The 17,393-nt window shown below is 42.1% G+C and carries 18 protein-coding genes and 1 rRNA gene; 1 reads left to right on the top strand and 18 read right to left on the bottom strand.

What is annotated here, in order from left to right:
• Window positions 1-218: 218 nt before the first annotated feature.
• The 7 genes from veg to metG form a co-directional block, all read right to left on the bottom strand.
• Window positions 219-482 (bottom strand): biofilm formation stimulator Veg, encoded by a 264-nt coding sequence (gene veg, locus B5X77_RS00390; protein WP_079504182.1) that lies wholly within the window; start codon window positions 480-482, stop codon window positions 219-221.
• Between the two features lie 197 nt (window positions 483-679).
• Complete coding sequence (yabG, locus tag B5X77_RS00385; RefSeq protein ID WP_079504220.1) at window positions 680-1,558, bottom strand: sporulation peptidase YabG; 879 nt, start codon at window positions 1,556-1,558, stop codon at window positions 680-682.
• Window positions 1,559-1,814: 256 nt separating this feature from the next.
• Window positions 1,815-2,693, bottom strand: a complete 879-nt coding sequence (rsmA, locus tag B5X77_RS00380) for a 16S rRNA (adenine(1518)-N(6)/adenine(1519)-N(6))-dimethyltransferase RsmA (protein WP_079504181.1) — start codon at window positions 2,691-2,693, stop codon at window positions 1,815-1,817.
• The gene (gene rnmV / locus B5X77_RS00375) at window positions 2,686-3,249 is read right to left on the bottom strand and encodes a ribonuclease M5 (protein ID WP_079504180.1); all 564 of its coding nucleotides are present in this window, start codon (window positions 3,247-3,249) and stop codon (window positions 2,686-2,688) included. The genes rsmA and rnmV overlap by 8 nt, the downstream gene beginning before the upstream one ends.
• A 393-nt stretch (window positions 3,250-3,642) precedes the next feature.
• On the bottom strand, window positions 3,643-4,827 hold the full coding sequence (locus B5X77_RS00370; RefSeq protein ID WP_079504218.1) for a G5 and 3D domain-containing protein: 1,185 nt from the start codon (window positions 4,825-4,827) through the stop codon (window positions 3,643-3,645).
• Window positions 4,828-5,065: 238 nt separating this feature from the next.
• On the bottom strand, window positions 5,066-5,833 hold the full coding sequence (locus B5X77_RS00365; protein ID WP_079504179.1) for a TatD family hydrolase: 768 nt from the start codon (window positions 5,831-5,833) through the stop codon (window positions 5,066-5,068).
• Between the two features lie 294 nt (window positions 5,834-6,127).
• Window positions 6,128-8,083 carry a methionine--tRNA ligase gene (gene metG / locus B5X77_RS00360; RefSeq protein WP_079504178.1) on the bottom strand — a complete coding sequence of 652 codons (1,956 nt, stop codon included), beginning with the start codon at window positions 8,081-8,083 and terminating at the stop codon, window positions 6,128-6,130.
• Window positions 8,084-8,924: 841 nt separating this feature from the next.
• Between metG and B5X77_RS00355 the strand changes: the two genes are divergently transcribed.
• Window positions 8,925-9,212 carry an AbrB/MazE/SpoVT family DNA-binding domain-containing protein gene (locus B5X77_RS00355; RefSeq protein ID WP_079504177.1) on the top strand — a complete coding sequence of 96 codons (288 nt, stop codon included), beginning with the start codon at window positions 8,925-8,927 and terminating at the stop codon, window positions 9,210-9,212.
• A 50-nt stretch (window positions 9,213-9,262) separates the two neighbouring features.
• Here the strand turns inward: B5X77_RS00355 and rsmI are convergent, their stop codons facing one another.
• From rsmI to rrf, 11 genes are all read right to left on the bottom strand, one after another.
• Complete coding sequence (gene rsmI / locus B5X77_RS00350) at window positions 9,263-10,144, bottom strand: 16S rRNA (cytidine(1402)-2'-O)-methyltransferase (protein WP_079504176.1); 882 nt, start codon at window positions 10,142-10,144, stop codon at window positions 9,263-9,265.
• Window positions 10,145-10,166: 22 nt separating this feature from the next.
• On the bottom strand, window positions 10,167-10,910 hold the full coding sequence (locus B5X77_RS00345) for a tRNA1(Val) (adenine(37)-N6)-methyltransferase (protein WP_079504175.1): 744 nt from the start codon (window positions 10,908-10,910) through the stop codon (window positions 10,167-10,169).
• 62 nt (window positions 10,911-10,972) lie between these two features.
• Entirely contained in the window at window positions 10,973-11,347 is a 375-nt protein-coding gene (yabA, locus tag B5X77_RS00340; protein ID WP_079504174.1) for a DNA replication initiation control protein YabA, read from the bottom strand.
• Between the two features lie 13 nt (window positions 11,348-11,360).
• Window positions 11,361-12,191, bottom strand: a complete 831-nt coding sequence (locus B5X77_RS00335) for a PSP1 domain-containing protein (RefSeq protein WP_079504173.1) — start codon at window positions 12,189-12,191, stop codon at window positions 11,361-11,363.
• Complete coding sequence (holB, locus tag B5X77_RS00330; protein WP_079504172.1) at window positions 12,184-13,191, bottom strand: DNA polymerase III subunit delta'; 1,008 nt, start codon at window positions 13,189-13,191, stop codon at window positions 12,184-12,186. The genes B5X77_RS00335 and holB overlap by 8 nt, the downstream gene beginning before the upstream one ends.
• 13 nt (window positions 13,192-13,204) lie before the next feature.
• Window positions 13,205-13,645 carry a YaaR family protein gene (locus tag B5X77_RS00325; RefSeq protein WP_079504171.1) on the bottom strand — a complete coding sequence of 147 codons (441 nt, stop codon included), beginning with the start codon at window positions 13,643-13,645 and terminating at the stop codon, window positions 13,205-13,207.
• Between the two features lie 28 nt (window positions 13,646-13,673).
• Complete coding sequence (locus B5X77_RS00320; protein WP_079504170.1) at window positions 13,674-14,003, bottom strand: cyclic-di-AMP receptor; 330 nt, start codon at window positions 14,001-14,003, stop codon at window positions 13,674-13,676.
• A gap of 431 nt (window positions 14,004-14,434) precedes the next feature.
• The gene (gene tmk / locus B5X77_RS00315; RefSeq protein ID WP_079504169.1) at window positions 14,435-15,067 is read right to left on the bottom strand and encodes a dTMP kinase; all 633 of its coding nucleotides are present in this window, start codon (window positions 15,065-15,067) and stop codon (window positions 14,435-14,437) included.
• A complete protein-coding gene (locus B5X77_RS00310; protein ID WP_079504168.1) occupies window positions 15,068-16,489 on the bottom strand; it encodes an aminotransferase class I/II-fold pyridoxal phosphate-dependent enzyme in 1,422 nt (473 codons plus the stop codon).
• A gap of 84 nt (window positions 16,490-16,573) precedes the next feature.
• Window positions 16,574-16,735: a sigma factor G inhibitor Gin gene (locus B5X77_RS00305; protein ID WP_373887791.1), complete on the bottom strand. Its 162-nt coding sequence runs from the start codon at window positions 16,733-16,735 to the stop codon at window positions 16,574-16,576.
• Between the two features lie 583 nt (window positions 16,736-17,318).
• Window positions 17,319-17,393: ribosomal RNA gene (rrf, locus tag B5X77_RS24065) — 5S ribosomal RNA — on the bottom strand; the annotation flags it as partial.

The following is a 17,393-nucleotide window of genomic DNA, read 5'->3' as shown; positions in this document are numbered from 1 at the left end:
ACCATCACGGCTTTCTTAGTATTTTGGAGAAAGGAGATTTTCATGTACGCCTTATTTATCCTGTCATTGAAAAACTCCAGCGTGTCAGCCAGTCCTGGCAAGTGCTGAGCTGGACAATACTTAAAGTAAAAAATGAATCACTCTGATACTTTAAAAATGGGCAAAATAAAAAGCAGCTAACCCGAAAGTTCACTGCCTGTACTTCATTTGAGCATAAATTAGCTCAAAGCGATCGATCCTGTTGTATCTTCATAGAAGGTAATTTCAACTGTTTCAGTTAGAACATCTGCATAGCTGTAGGAAACACGTTCAAAAGCATTTTCATCCTGGTCAAGCTCAATGACGAAAACGGAAGGATAAGTTTCCGCTAATACACCTGAACGCTCGATCGTTTTTCTGCGTCCGCCGTTGGCCTTTAGCATGAGTCTTTTTCCTAAGTTTGAATCAAGTGCTTTTTTGATATCCGATAATGTTTTTGGCATTCGGTCCACCTCACTATAAAAAAGTATAACATGCTTGAACACTTTAGTCAAACAAAAACATAAATTATAACAGTACTTAAATTTAAAAGTCAATATATTTCCGTCTTCTTTTTCTTCTAAATTTCAACATTTTTAGAGTGGCCTTTAATGCGCTAAAATATGTATGAAAAAATAAAAAACGCCGGACATAAAGATGATCAGTCCGGCGAATTCTTCTTATATGGCATTCCTGTCCTTAATACTCCCTTTGTTTCAATGCCGCCAAGACCTTTGTCCCCAGTCAAAGTATTCCGAAGTACATCCCAGACATTTATACGTTCCATGAATGGAGTAAAGCTGATTTTCGCGACGATATAGACTGGGTCTAATGCGTGAATATTGACTCTTGAGGGAGAACTGGCAAAATTGGCTCCAGCGTGAATCAATGACTCGAAATGAGATTGACATGCACCGGCAAAAATGACAAGCTGGTCAAGATGAGGAACTCTCTTTCGTGCCTCTCTCACAGTCTGCACAAAATGCTTTGAGTGGCGGTAAGCATTAATGTCATCTATAGAGCCCTTCGATTTTGAATAAGCATCATGGCCGGTGATGACCAATATATCCGGCCGGTAATAATCAATCAGCATCCCGACTTTTTCTGGCATTTCTTTTTCATTGCAGTGAAATCCGTAAACCGGTACCCCGACCTTCTCGTATAGGGTCAGGCATTTTTTAAGATAAATCGGGTCCCCGTCAATATGGAGCACCTTTCCAGGCATTTGAAAGTAATTATATGATTTGCTGTAACCTTCGGTGGTCTCATATTCTTGCTTCTGCTGCAATAAATCCACATCCTGCCGGAAGAGCTTATATGATTGTTCTTCAAGTGACCGGAATTCCTCTGTCAGCCTCATGCGCATCCCTGGATCAATTTTAATCAGGTCTTCATAGGGGGCATCCGCAATCAATCGGAAATCCTCACCATATAATATCGCTATTTTCTTTCCATATATCTCTCTGATATCGATTACCCGGAACATAATATCGCATTGATGCGAAACCCTGCCGACGATATCCATGAGGTTAATATTCATCATCCTCACTCCAATTGCCCCGCACACAGGCTGCGCTAAGTGGTTTTCTTTCATAAAATATGCAAACACCTATAGACATGTGCTTTTGGGACTTTGAAGTGCAATCTATTCGGATACTTCATAGATATTTAAGGGGTTCCTCGGTATTGTCTTTAACCAGCCTTAATCCAGATTTGTTTTCCGGAAAAATAAATTATATTTTAAATCTTAGGCTTTAACCCCTAAAAAAAAAATAAAGCCCGGACTACACCGGGCATTAGTTGAAATGAGGGTATAATGCATCGCTCAAGCGCGCGAATTCTTCAATCGACAATGTCTCTCCTCTTCGAGACTCCAGAATGTCGGCTTCCTTAAGTGCTGCCAGAATCTGTTCTTTTTTCTGTTTCCCATCCGGCAGCTGGCTAGTCAGATTATTCAAGATGGTCTTTCGGCGTTGGGCAAAGCTAGACCTGGTGACATGGAAGAAGAAAGCTTCATCCTTCACTTTGACTGGCGGCTCCTTATGCAAGGTCAGCCGGATAACCGCTGAATCGACATTTGGCTGTGGCATGAATACTGTTTTTGGTACAATCATCACCGTTTCAGCCTTCGTGTAATACTGTACAGCGATTGACAATGATCCGTATTCCTTTGTTCCCGGCTTGGCCGAGATTCTGTCTCCTACTTCTTTTTGCAGCATGCAGACAATTCCTCTGATCGGAAGCCTTTCTTCAAGCAGCTTCATAATAATTGGTGTTGTAACATAATATGGAAGATTAGCAACAACCATTACATCTTTTGACTGGTCAAATTCCTGTTCCATGACAGCACGGACATCTGCTTTCAATACATCATTATGGATGATTTTCACGTTGGGGTATGGGGATAATGTGTCCTCCAGGATTGGTAAAAGGCGCTGATCGATTTCGAAAGCTATAACCTTTTCCGCCCTTTTAGCAAGCTGCTCCGTTAACGCTCCAATTCCCGGCCCGATTTCAATCGCTCCGCTATGATCCGTTAATTCCGCATGGTCGACGATCCTGTTCAGGATATTGGTATCGATCAGAAAGTTCTGACCCAGGCTCTTTTTAAAAGAAAAGCCGTATTTATCAAGTATTTCCTTCGTTCTCACAGGGGTTGCAATATCTTTATGCATTCGATTGTTCCTCCTTGAGGATCTCAGCCAGTGCGTCTGCGAAATCCTGTCTTTTCACCTGAAACATCATCAGGCGCTTGTGCAGCTGCTTGCCGTTTGTATATCCGATTTTCAGCAGCCTGCCCAGCTTTTCACGCCTTTCCCTGGAACCAGGGCCACCAATCAGACCCGCAACAATCAAGTCTTCCTGGGTAATCTCCTCTACTGCCTCCGCATCCATCACCTGTGCATCCTTAAGAGCTTCACGAATCACTTCGGGCGATGCATGTTCAACACCAAGGCCTCGCCCGGACTTCGGCTTGGCCAACTCCTTTGGAATGAATGCATGTTTGCAGCCTGAAATTTGCTCTGAAATGGTCTTGCGGATTTTTTCACCCGGAAAATCCGGATCAGTGAAAATGATGACTCCCCTTTTTTCGTGGGCATTCCGGATTCGTTCAATCGTTTCTGCATTAATGGCAGAACCATTTGTTTCAATTGTATCGGCTTCGACGGCACGCCTGATTGCTGTTGTATCATCCTTGCCCTCGACCACAATGATTTCTTTTAACTTCATAATTCCTCCGTTAATATCGCCTATACATCTGCCGGTATTGGACTCTTTCAACCATAAGACTCTTTGCATAAACTTGTTTCTTCGCATGAAGGCTTTATGTAAAACAAGCGCTGGAGTTTCCATGGAAAAAGTAAAAATTTTTTTCAAAGAAATTAAATTTTTCTTTGAAATAAATGAAACATTTTTGAAATATAATCGTCTATATAAGTGTAAAGTTTTTTAGACTGTTAAGCCTTCTCCAGTGTCTAGCTTTTTTTTAGACTGTTAAGCTTTCTCCAGTGTCTAGCTGCAGCACTTGTCGGGCTGACCAACACGGTTTCGCTTTTCTTATTATACCTTAAACATTAATTGAAAAAACAAAAATGCAGAGGAAGGTCCCCCTGCATCCGTAAATTAATTTAAAATTTTAATTTTAACTTTCTTGCGGCCCCAGCGATATGCATCAGATTTTGATGCGAAAAAGACGTCAATCTTATGGCCCTGGATTGCTGATCCCTTATCGGCAGCAATGGCATAGCCATAGCCTTCAACATATACTTTGGTTCCTAATGGAATAATGCTTGGATCCACTGCAATGACTTTCATATTAGGATTCGCCCTAAGGTTAATACCTGTCGCAGTGTAGCCGGAGCACCCTGAGCAGCTTGCAGTATAGGCTGTTGAGGAAACATAGAATTCTTTTCCTGCCGGTTCACTTGCTCCGCGGGAAACTTGAGCAACAATGACCTTTGTTCCCATTGCCACGACTTTATCCTGTTTTTCTTTCACTTTCTTTTCAGTGACCAGTTTTCTTGATACTTCCTTGCCGTTTTCAAGGATTACTTCATATTCCTTAGTAAGCAAACCTTCCTGGCCTTCTGTCACGACTTTCTGTTTCCCTTTTTCCAGTTGGCTGTCATTCTTCGTAATGACAGCATAGCTAATTGGTTCTTCCACTACATCGGTGACTTTTTCAACTCGAATGACATTAATCACGGCATCTTTTGTGACTGTCTGCTTTAACGCAGGCTCAACACGGTCCATTTTGTTCAGTGTGATTCCTTGCTGTGATAAAAAGTCAGCGACCGTAGTCGAAGTCGACCATACATCTTGTTCTTTTCCGCCTACTACAACCTTAAGCGGGAAAGCTCTTTGAATGGCAATCTTCGCATCTTGCTTTAACTTAGCGTCTGGGTTTGGGCTTAACTTGTCGTGCTCATTGATAACGATATTCTGTTCTTTCAGGAAATCTGCGACCGTATCGGCTGCTGTCCAATACCTCTTCTTCTCCTGATCCTGTATTACCTCTACCTGTTTTGCCGGCTTCCACACGATTGATAGGTTGTTCTTAACCTCGGTGTTCGCCGCCAGCGATAAATAATCCTCTGAGCGTAGTGAGATATTGAGATCATTAAATATATCCTGGATAGTATTTGCATGTGTTTTAATGACTCTTTCTTCGCCATCCAACGTCAATGCGACTGTCTTTTTGGTTCCTTCATACATGAAGAATCCAAGAGCAGCAGCAAAAACTAGGAAACTAGCAGAAAAAAGCACAAGCTTCTTCTTACTCAAAGTCTTGGAAAACAGGTTTTTCATGCTATTAATCACGATGAAAAACGCCTCCTCTTCTCGGAGTGATTATAAAGATGTTGTTGCCGACTTGTCAACCCAGACACCCTTGCCCAAACGTAGTCCCTATTATGCAAGATGCTCCATAAAAAGAAAAGCAAGAGTTATCGACACGGTTATCCTATGTCACAAGTGAGACATGTAGAACTTTTTAGAAATAGAAAAAGTTTGGACAACCTTTCTGAAAAATCGACAACATTCTCTATCACTTTATGCCGAATAATTTTTTTGCATTTTTGGCAGTTTCGCCTGCAACTTCTTCGAGTGTTAGCCCTTTTAGTTCTGCAATTTGTTCGGCTACCAATTTTACATAGGCAGGTTCGTTTCTTTTTCCGCGATATGGATGCGGCGTCAGGTAAGGGCAATCCGTTTCGACCAATAGACGTTCCATCGGAATCGACTCTGCCACTTCCTTCGGTTTTTTTGCATTTTTGAATGTAACTGGTCCGCCAAGCGAAATATAGAAGTTCATCTCGATACATTCTAATGCGGTTTCCACGCTGCCGCTATAGCAGTGCATGATCCCGCCTACTTCGCTAGCGTTTTCTTCCTTTAAAATTTCTACTATGTCTGCAGTTGCTTCACGATTATGTATGATGATAGGAAGATTGACTTCTTTAGCCAGTCGGATTTGCTTGCGGAAGACTTCTTTTTGGATTTCCTTCGGTGACTTGTCCCAGTAATAATCAAGACCCATTTCACCCAGCGCCACCACTTTGGGGTGGGAAGCCAGTTCTTTCAGCCAGTCCAGATGCTCCGGAGTCAAATCAATGGCATCGACTGGATGCCATCCCACGCTTGCATAGATAAAATCATAGCTTTCAGCAAGTTCAATCGCTTTTTTGATCGTGACCTCATCAAACCCGACAACAACCATATTTGTTACACCCTCAGCAAGCGCCCGGTCAATGACCTCCTGGAGATCTTCATTGAATTGTTCTGCATTTAAGTGGACATGTGTATCAAAAAGCATTTCAAAACTCCTTTGCAGCTGCCTGCAGCTTCATTCTATCCCTGCTTAGCTATAGATTGAATAAACTCGCTGCGATGTTCTTATTATTGTGATAAAGTTGTGTCGATATCATAACTTTTTTCTCATGTCCAGGTCAAATTTTTGACCCCCGGTTTGATAAATACCCGACAAGTGTCGGGATGCTTGCTGTCTAACTCTCTTTCCTATCATAATTCAATCTCTTAAAAAAATTGCCTTTTTAACACAAAAAACCTGAAAATGTTACACATGAAACATTTTCAGGTTCTTAGGGTATTATTTTATTTTCGCTCCGATTGCCAGTGAATCGTCAACTGATGCCAGTGACATGATGCCATCTTTTTCACCTGCAAGGATCATTCCCTCAGAAAGCTCCCCGCGAAGTTTGACTGGCTTAAGGTTTGTCACACAAATTACTTTCCTGCCTACAAGGTCTTCCGGTTTAAAGTACTTTGCGATACCCGAAACGACCTGGCGTTTTTCATAGCCAAGATCCAATTGAAGCTTCAGCAGTTTATCAGCCTTTTTGACAGGCTCTGCATGGACAACTTTTGCTACACGAAGTTCAACCTTCATGAAATCATCAATCGTGATTTCATCCTGAGGTTCCGGCTTTTCTTCTTCCACCGGTGCTGCCGCTGGAGCAGAACCCTGCATTTTTTCCTTGATGAATTCGACTTCTTCCTTCAGTTCAAGGCGTGGGAATATCGGTTCACCCTGTACTACCTTTGTTCCCGCAGGAATCTGTCCGAAATCTTCAAGGCTTTCCCATGTCTGAAGTGACTCAGAAACAACATTCAGCTGGGTGAAAATTTTATCCGGAGTCCTTGTCAGGAACGGCTTTAAGAGGATTGCCACCCTTCTCAATGATTCAGCAAGGTGGACCATTACATCAGCCAGGGCCGTTTTCTTTTCTTCATCCTTCGCAAGCACCCATGGCTGTGTTTCATCGATGAATTTATTGCAGCGGCTGACCAGCTGCCATACAGTCGTCAGCGCAACGGAAAACTCCATTTTCTCCATTGCCTCTTCATACTTAAGGACAGTCTCCTTGTTCACTTCAAGCAACTGCTTTTCAAATTCTCCTTCAGAACCATTGTAAGCAGGAATTTCACCGTCAAAATATTTATTGATCATGGCCACGGTTCTGTTCAACAAGTTGCCAAGGTCATTCGCAAGATCGAAGTTGATTCTTTCAACAAACCCTTCAGGCGTAAATACACCATCAGAACCGAATGGAACCTCGCGAAGCAGGTAATAACGAAGAGCATCCAGGCCGTATCGGTCAATCAATGTGACTGGGTCAACAACATTTCCTTTGGATTTTGACATTTTTCCGTCCTTCATCAAAAGCCAGCCGTGGGCAAACACCTTTTTAGGAAGCGGCAAGTCAAGCGCCATTAGCATGATTGGCCAATAGATAGTATGGAAGCGGACAATTTCCTTTCCGACAAGATGGACATCCGCCGGCCAGTATCTCAAATATTTTGAATCATCCTCAGTCCCATAACCAAGTGCTGTAATGTAATTAGACAAGGCATCAATCCATACGTAAATAACGTGCTTTGGATCTCCAGGGACTTTGACACCCCAGTCAAATGTCGTGCGTGAGACCGCCAAATCCTCCAGTCCCGGCTTGATGAAGTTATTGATCATTTCATTTTTGCGTGATTCCGGCTGAATGAAGTCAGGATTCTCTTCATAGTACTTGAGGAGCCTGTCAGCGTATTTGCTCATTTTAAAGAAATAAGATTCTTCCTTTACCTTTTCAACAGGTCGGCCGCAGTCCGGGCAATTCCCGTCCTCAAGCTGTCTGTCAGTATAGAAGGATTCACATGGTGTACAATACCAGCCTTCATATTGGTCAAGATAAATATCACCCTGCTCCAAAAGCTGGGCGAAAATCTTCTCGACAATCTGTTTATGCCGGTCCTGGGTAGTACGGATAAAATCGTTATAGGATATATCCAGTTTACCCCAGAGTTCCTGGATCCCTTCGACAATTTCATCTACATATTGCTGTGGGGTAATACCCTTTGCCTCGGCATTGCGCTGGATTTTCTGACCGTGCTCATCTGTGCCTGTCAAATACATGACATCATAGCCGCGCAGTCTCTTATAGCGTGCCATCGCATCGCCAGCTACAGTTGTATAAGCGTGTCCAATATGAAGATTGCCGCTTGGATAATAAATCGGTGTCGTAAGATAAAAGGTTTTCAGTTTCTCTTCCATGAAGATCCTCCTTAACTAATACTGCTAGTTCATTCTAATAGTAGTTATTATACCAGTTAATGTGATAGGTTTCATAACACTTTAATGAAGCCTCATTTGCTTTTATATTTAAGTAAACGACGGATTCCAGATTACGCGTTTTCAAATTAGAGGTCCGCTTGAAAAGATTCTTAAAGCCTTTAAGAGTGTGCATTCCTTCAAAAATGTGATTGGTTCAAGAAAGCAGCATTCTATACAAAAATATTGCTGCTTTCAATTCAGAATTAGGAGATTGTTAAAGGGATAGCAGGTAAACTCAATGTACGAAGTTAAAAATAAACTCGAATTATGTAAAAAAGTTTACTGCTACGGACATTCTTGACATTAGGTTAACGTATTTTTTCAATAGCAGAATACTCCGGCAGGGTTATGGAAGTAAAAATCCCGCCTCAATTATTCTGGCAGGAGATTACCTTTTACATAATAAAATCATAACCAAATTTATTAATAGATTATACCTGATCACAAAATATTGTTTTGTACGTTTCAAATATGACAAACTTGTGAATTTTTGTCGAATAAATTGTAGAATTTTGTCGAATTATGCGCTTAATGTTATATAACGAATAGTATTTCCCCCTCTAAACTATTGTTTAAAACCCTCGTCAGCCTGTAACTCCTTCCGTACCACTTAACACGAAACCTTGATTTAATAAGGTTTGTGCTCTATGTTAAATTTTTCTAACAAAAGAAAAATAATTTAATTGACGGTAATTGGAATCACTGGTATTATAAAACCAATAAGAGAAAAATGTCGAAAAATGACGAATTAATATAAGGGAAAATGAGAGGAGATTATAAAATGAAATCTACTGGTATCGTACGTAAAGTTGACGAGCTTGGCCGCGTGGTTATTCCAATCGAACTAAGAAGAACTCTTGGTATCGCAGAAAAGGATGCTTTGGAAATCTATGTTGACGATGACCGCATCATCCTTAAAAAGTACAAGCCTAACATGACTTGCCACATCACTGGTGAAGTTTCTGACAACAACATCACATTGGCTGGCGGTAAGCTGATCCTTAGCCGTGAAGGTGCTGAACAGCTTCTTAAAGAAATCCAGGGAAGCTTCGAACCTGTAAAAGCTTAATATTAAATATGACAAGGCCGTGGATATCATCCACGGCCTTTTTTGACTTTTTATTCTTGGATATGGTAGGCCTGGTAAACTTCCCGTTTTTGCATACCCCTGTCCACAGCAGCTTGCTTAATTGCATTTTTGGAATTCATACCCTCGTTGGAGATATAATGCTCGACATGCTCAGTCAGGCTTAATTTTTCCCACCACAGGTTTTCATCAAGAGTGAGTGAATCTTCAGATGCCCCCTCAATAATCAGAACAAACTCACCGCGTACCTCTTCTGACTCAGCCCACGCAATAGCTTCAGAAATGGTCCCCCTTAGAAACTCTTCATATTTCTTCGTCAATTCCCGGCAAAGAACTATCCTGCGCTCACCCAGCCCATCAAGCATTAACGAAAGCGTCTCCTTCAATCTATGAGGAGATTCATACAGGATCACGGTGGCTGACTGTTTTGCCAATTGTTCGAGTTCCTTCTTTTTATCCTTTTTGCCTCGCTGTAGAAAACCGTAATAATAGAAAGGCTGTGGCTGAATACCTGAAGCAATCAATGCAGTGAGCGCTGCGTTTGCTCCCGGAAGCGGAACGACCGTCAAACCCTCGGCAATTGCCTCTGCAACAAGTTCTGTACCCGGATCTGAAATCGTCGGCATCCCTGCATCGCTGACAAGAGCAATTTTAGCTCCGTCTTTAATCTTCTCAATCAGTTTATATCCGCTGCTTTCCTTATTGTGTTCATGATAACTGGTAACGGGTGTTTCAATTTCAAAGTAATTGCAAAGCTTTTTGGTATTCCTTGTATCCTCTGCAGCAATTAAATCTGCTTCCTTCATGATTCTGATTGCCCTGAAGGTCATGTCCTCCAGGTTGCCTATGGGAGTTGGCACGAGATACAAAATTCCTTTTTCATTTTCTCGTTCAAAACTTTTTTGCTGATGCATCTAAACCACCCGTTTCATTATCTTAATTGCTGCCATACAACATCTCTTTAATCACTGGGGTATACTCATTATTTTCACCATATACAATTAACGGTTCCAGGATTTTAAGCTCTGGATTGCCATCCTTTATCGCTTCGACTAATAGCGTGTTGGCTTCCTTCCCTGCCTTTGGATAGACGAATTGAATACGTTTGGGCTCTAGCCGATATTTTCTCATCATTTCTATGATATCAATCAGCCTTCCCGGACGGTGGACAAACGCTACCTTCCCACCCTGTTTTACAAGCTGGCTTGCCGATCGAACCGCATCTTCCAGTGTGCAGAGAATCTCATGTCTTGCAATCGCAAGGTGCTCATTTATATTGATCTCTTCTTTTGAAGGCGTCGGAAAATAAGGAGGATTGCAGGTTACAACATCATACTTCTCATAGCCAAGCTGTTTTGGCGCATCCTTTAAGTCCCCATGAACCATATGTAGTCGGTCCGCTAATTTATTGTATTCAATGCTGCGGACAGCCATATCATACAGACGTTCTTGAATTTCCACCCCTGTAATCGTGCCCTTTGTCCTCGCACTTAGAAACAATGGAATAACCCCGTTCCCGCTGCAAAGGTCGACAATCTTTCCCTTTTGGATTGGCACCCATACAAATCTTGCCAGCAGGACAGCATCAAGGGAAAAAGAAAACACATTTGGGCTCTGGATGATCCGCAATTCCTCCGCAAGCAGATAATCCAATCTTTCATCTTCTCGTAAGGTTACCATTTTTGTGTTCCTCCAAAACGAAACTTATAAAAATAGCCTTCCCTATAAAGGAAGGCTGCCAATTATTTTTTATTAAGAAAGGAGAGGCAGAACAAGCAATCCTCTTTCCGCGGGCTGCCAAAATGCAAGTTGCAGATGTGGAAGCCTTCCTGGTAAAGACGGGCGAGGTTGTCGTAGCCTTCACCAATGTCGACCACATTTTTGTCGCCCTGGGACCTATTGCCGTTCCCTCTGCCGCTTTTCTTAATGTTAGGATCCTTTTTGCCAATAATCGACTGATCCAGACGGCGTCTTATATGCTCATTTTCCAGCTTTAAAGCGTTATTCTCTTCAAGAACCTCTGCTAAATGCTGTTTTAACTCACCAAGCTGACGGTATAAATCACCAATCTGCGATTCCATATTACTTACTGAGTCAAAGATATCTTTTTTATCCACCTGTTCCACCTCATTAATCTGTGGATGATTGCAACGATACAGCTCCGGCTTCCTGTATTTCCTCAAGTGTATATTCCAGGACACGTTCCTGTCCTGGGATGTCCACTTGCATGACACGCTCCAGGATGTTCAATCCAACGACCTTCCCGCGTCCCTCCGGTGTCAAGATTGTTTCACCGAGGTCAGGCAGCTCCGCTTTCGCTGTTTCATATTCGTCGTTCTCATATTTCAAACAGCACATCAGTCTGCCGCAAAGACCGGAAATCTTGGTTGGATTGAGAGAGAGATTCTGATCCTTGGCCATCTTAATTGAAACAGGATCAAAGTCTCCCAGGTACGTAGAACAACAAAGCATCCTGCCGCATGGTCCAATGCCGCCAAGCATTTTTGCTTCATCCCTTACACCAATCTGGCGAAGCTCGATCCTTGTCCGAAAGATTGATGCCAGATCCTTGACCAATTCCCGGAAATCAACGCGGCCGTCAGCCGTGAAGTAAAAAATGACTTTGTTGCGGTCAAATGTATATTCAACATCAACAAGCTTCATATCAAGCTGATGTTCATTCACTTTTTCACTGCAAACATCGTATGCTTCCTTTGCAGCTGTTTTATTTTCCTCGACGATTAGACGATCCTTCTGATCTGCAATTCTGACGACCTTTTTCAGAGGCAGGACTACATCATTTTCGCCGACTTGTTTTCGGGGAATTACCACTCTGCCGTACTCAACGCCCCTTACAGTTTCGACAATGACGAATTCGTCCTTTAGAATTGAGAGATCGCCGGGATCAAAATAATAAATCTTCCCCGCTTTCTTGAAGCGGACACCTACTACATCATACAAGTGTAGATCCCTCCTGCAATTTTAACACCAGCTCTTCCATGAGCAGCTGGGGATTCATATTGGCATGCAGCTTCCTCTTCGCCTCCAGAATGGCTGCCATTTGTTCGGTAAGACGCCGTCCGGATGTCTGTAGTGCAAACTGTTCTAAACGTGAGCTTTCGTTTAGATAAACAACCTGGTCTTTCTTGCCAAGCTGAATGTATAATAAATCCTTAAAAATAAGAAGTAATAAATCCAAACCACGATCGATTTGTTCTTTCTCTTTAAAGTGCATGAACCAGTTCTCCTGAAGCGCGACCATAGCTTCAAGCGAATTCTTTTTCAGCACTTCATATAATTTTAACACTATTTTTTGTGCTTGTGCAAACCAATCATCAATACTTATCTCTAAAGCTTCTTCCAAATTATTCGTCAGCTGTGCCAGCAGCGGTGCTGTATGCGGATGAACCCCATTTGCTATCAATTGTTCTGCCATATTTTTAGGAGATAATGGGGTAAAATTGATCAGCTGGCATCTGGATAAAATGGTAGGGAGCATTTTCTGTGCCTGCTCGGTAATCAACACCGCCACTGTCCCGGCATGAGGTTCCTCAAGGAACTTCAGCAAACTGTTCGCCGCGTTGGTTGTCATCCGGTCCGCATGGACGATCGTGTAAAGCTTGTTCTTTGACTCAACACCTGTTTTCGAAAACTCTTCCTGAAGCTGCTGGATTTGCCCTTTTTTGATCGACAGTCCCTCTGGCTCGACAAGATGGATATCGGGATGGTTACCATGATTAATCCTTTTGCAGTTCAAACAGTTTTCGCAAGGTTTATAGCCATCTACTCGAGCGAGGCAATTGATGCTCTTGGCCAGGAGTATACTTATTTCCTTTTTTCCAGTGCCCCTCATTCCCTCAAATAAATACGCATGGGCTACCCGATTTTTCAGGATGCTGTTTTTTACCATCTTCAAAACATTTGGCTGAAGTGTTTCCAGCTCGTCCCAAGTCTTTGCCAATGCGATCACTCACTTACGTATATAAATTGATCAACAGGCCTTTGACTTCCCCAATCTTGCCGAGGATATCAATCTGTTCATCCTTATTCTTCATCAGCTCATCGGTCAGCTCGACCAGCTTTTCATCAACTGTTTCCACAAGCTTAAGCGACCTGCCCTCGCCAAATTGATTCCAGCTATGCGAGTGCTTAAGCTCCATACCGAAATTAACTGCTTCTTTAACAAATTGCTTCACCAGTGTCTTGAACTTGGCAAGGTCCTTAAAAGTCCTGGACCGCGCAAGCCTCTCACCAGCCGTTTCAACTTCCTTCATTAATTGCTGAAGCTGCCCAAGCTGCAATTTGTGTTCTTGTTTTTCCACCAGTTCATTGAACTTGATCCCGCCGCCAGGCTGCTGTTTTTGATCCTGGCGAACTTTATCTATGTTAAGGCGCATATCCTGATTAATTTTCATTTAGTGCTAAACCTCCGGGCTTTCCCCGTTAAAATTGATGAAACTGCTCGACAGGCAAGACGAAAACAGTCGCTCCGCCAACTTCGACCTCGACAGGGTAAGGAACATATGAATCCGCATTCCCTCCCATTGGTGAGACAGGGGCTACCAGCTGGTCACGTGACTTACAATTGTCCCTGATGACCTCTAAAGCCTTATCCACCCTGATGTCTTCTGTTCCTATGATAAAAGTGGTATTTCCTGATTTCAGGAATCCACCAGTACTGGCCATCTTTGTTGCACGGAAATTATGGTCTACCAGCGCATTTGAAAGACGGTTGCTATCCTGGTCCTGGACCACTGCTAAAATTAATTTCATTCGGTTTCCCCCTAGAACTATTTTATTGACATGAAGTTTGATTCCGTAACAATTGTATCCTTATTATAACAGGATTATTGGGACAACACATGATATAAACGTAAAATTCCATTGGCTTCCAGATGAACGGTATTACGTCTGGCTTTTTCGTTAATAACTGCTCTTTATTTGCAATTCACCTTTTAAGTTACTGGCAAAAAACTGTTATTCGCAAATCTATGAGGTTACAAGCTAAAAAAGTTTTTATTACTAAATACCCAAGAGATATTAACTAAAAAACGTTTAATTAGCAGACTCCTGAGTGATTTTTAATTTCTTCGAAAATGTTCAGAGTTGATCTGTAAATACCGATCGCTTTTTCGCAAGAAGCTCACTTGAATTTTTCCCAGATAAAAACAAGCCTGACAGCGACAAGGCTTGTTTTTGTGATTTTATATATTAAACAGCTCTTTAATTTTCGCTTCGGCTTGTTCGTAAACAGCCTCTAATTCCCTTGACGCATCAATTTTGACAATCCTGTCGGAGAATCTTTTTGCAAGCATCAAATAGCCTTCCCTTACCTTTTGGTGGAATTCCAGCTTTTCCATATCGAGACGATTCACTTCACGGCCCTTATTCTGATTAATCCTTTCCAGCCCAATCTCTGGTGCAACATCAAAGTACAATGTCATTTTTGGCATCATGTTTTCAATGGCAAATTTATTGATGGAATAGACCTCCTCAATGCCTAAACCACGGGCATGCCCCTGGTAGGCCAGTGAACTGTCAACAAAACGGTCACACAAAACAATTTTTCCTTTTTCAAGAGCAGGCTTTACCTTTTCCGCAAGATGCTGCCTCCTGGCCGCAGCGTATAAGAGGGCTTCCGTGCGCGGATCCATCGCTGTATTCTCTGGGTCCAGGATGACTTGCCTGATCTGCTCGGCAATATCGATTCCTCCTGGTTCACGTGTAGCCACGATCGCATATCCTTCTTTTTCAAGTTTCTCTGCCAGCATTTGAATGATGGTTGTTTTACCGGAACCATCAGGCCCCTCAATCGTAATGAATATACCCTTGTCCATCTATATCCTCCAACTCTTAAATACTTTTATTTTACCAGCATGCAAATACTCTCCGCCCTGGATCTTAGCATCTTGGTTTATTAAAGATTTAATCATATTAATTTCTTCTATGGTGACAATTTCCCCCGGCAGGCAAAGCGGTATTCCCGGCGGATAAGGGATGATTTGTTCCGCACAGACCCTTCCAGCTGACTCCTCAAGCGGAATATACTCACCAGGCTGATTATCCATCTCTTTATAGCTGGCAGACAGGGTTGAAATTCCTTTATTCCTGATGGTTAACACCGGTTTTTCAAATTCATTTGGAATGGTGCTGACAACCTCTTCAATCTTTTCAGCTGCTTCCTCCAGGCGATGTCCCATGTTTCTTTTTATTAGTGGCAAAACAAGCAAGACATTGTAAGGATCCGCCAGCTCTGTGTAAACCCCTTTTGCTTCAAGTCTTGTTTGCAGCTCAAAACCTGACCAGGATTGTATGGTTAACTTTAATGGATCATTCCCCGTCAAGACCCGAATCGATCCCAACTTATCGAGTCTTCCACTGAATTTTTTCAGCTCTGTTTTCAGATATGACAGGTCCTCCTGGTTATATGTCCCTAAATAGCTCCGTGCCAAATCAAGTGAAGCCATCAATGGATAAGAAGGACTGCTTGACTGCAAGGCTTGCAAATAAAACTTCAGCTTGCTGATCGGCACTAATCCAGTCTGATAATGAAGGAAAGCTCCCATGGTCATCGCCGGCAGCGACTTATGGGCTGATTGAACAACGATATCGGCCCCAAGTTCAACCGCTGATTCCGGAAAAAAATCGCCGGCAATCAAATGAACACCATGAGCTTCATCCACCAATACAGGAATAACATGAGCATGGGCCAAATCTATGATGCTTTTAAGATCATAAGTTAATCCGTAATAATTAGGATACGTTAAAATAAGCGCCCTTGCACCAGGGTATTGTCGGATTGACGATTCAACGGCCTTCACAGTTAGCCCTGCTGCAACACCATATTCCTCGTTATACTCCGGGCTGATTAACACAGGTCTGGCTTTAGCCAGCTTAAGTGCATTCATGATGGATTTATGGGAATTGCGCTGCACCAGTACGATGTCATCTTCGTTAATCGAAGCAAGGACCATCGCAAGATTCCCGACAGTCGAACCATTTATTAAAAAAAAGCTTTTGTCAGTTTTGTATAAATCTTTGAGTAAATCTTCAGCTTCTAAAATAACTCCATCGGGATCATGAAGATCATCCAGTCCGGTTATTTCAGTCGCATCCAATTTTAAAATCTCATCAAAAAAGCTTTTTCCCTTTTTAGAAAAAACCATCCCATTCTTATGGCCCGGTACATGAAAGGATATCGGTCTTCCTTCAGAATGCAAGGCCAAACGGGAAAACAAGGGGGTATTGGATTGATCCATATTCTCACCTATTATGTAAATTTCACACCTATCTATTCTAACACTGTTTCCAGGCAAAAAAAATAAAAGCCCGAAAATGAGCTTTTAACTGTAAATGCCTGGTTTTGTTACTTTCCTTAATTTTTCAACGTAATATCTATATTGAGGATCACTCGTATCTGTCTTGATCATGATGCTCTCACAGTCTGTGCAAATGAAAGAAGTATACAGGTGTATGCCAGCCGTTTTCGTCTGTTCGCAAATCACACAGTTTTCCCCTATTTGATTTTTTGCTAAAAGCGAACCCAAATTCTCCACCTCCGTACACCTATTATTCCCATCAGCCTGGTTTTGTATACAATTTTCCGAATAATATTTCAGAAAGTTTAGTTGTTTTATATTTTATGATTGGCATTCGATTTCCTTGTATGTCTTATATCAATTTAGGTTGGTTTATTATTTGATTAAGCCGTTGCGAGTGTGAAACAGGGCACCCACTCTTATATTTTTATTAAATATGAATGCTTAAGGATGTCTTTGAGACGCCTGGCCCCCATTTTTTTAATATTTAATGAAAAAGTATCCAACTGGGCGAGCGATCAAACGTAAAGGGATGGACGAGAGTGGTGCATGAATATGATTTTTGGGTAGTATTATCGATTTTTTGATTTTATCTAACACTTTTTTTGGATATATCGGTGGATTTTTAAATATATCGATCACTTTCAGCATTATATCGACCACTTTTACGAAGATATCTACCAGCTCAATAAAATGGTTTCCAAAGATGATTAGAAGATCCTTTTCCATGCACAAAAAAAGAACAGCCATTACAGCTGTTCTTTCATGTGCCCGGCGGCGTCCTACTCTCACAGGGGGAAACCCCCAACTACCATCGGCGCTGAGAAGCTTAACTTCCGTGTTC

The sequence above is a fragment of the Mesobacillus jeotgali genome (assembly GCF_900166585.1).
Classification (GTDB): domain Bacteria; phylum Bacillota; class Bacilli; order Bacillales; family Cytobacillaceae; genus Mesobacillus; species Mesobacillus jeotgali_A.
This window is presented reverse-complemented; position numbering and strand designations above follow the sequence as displayed.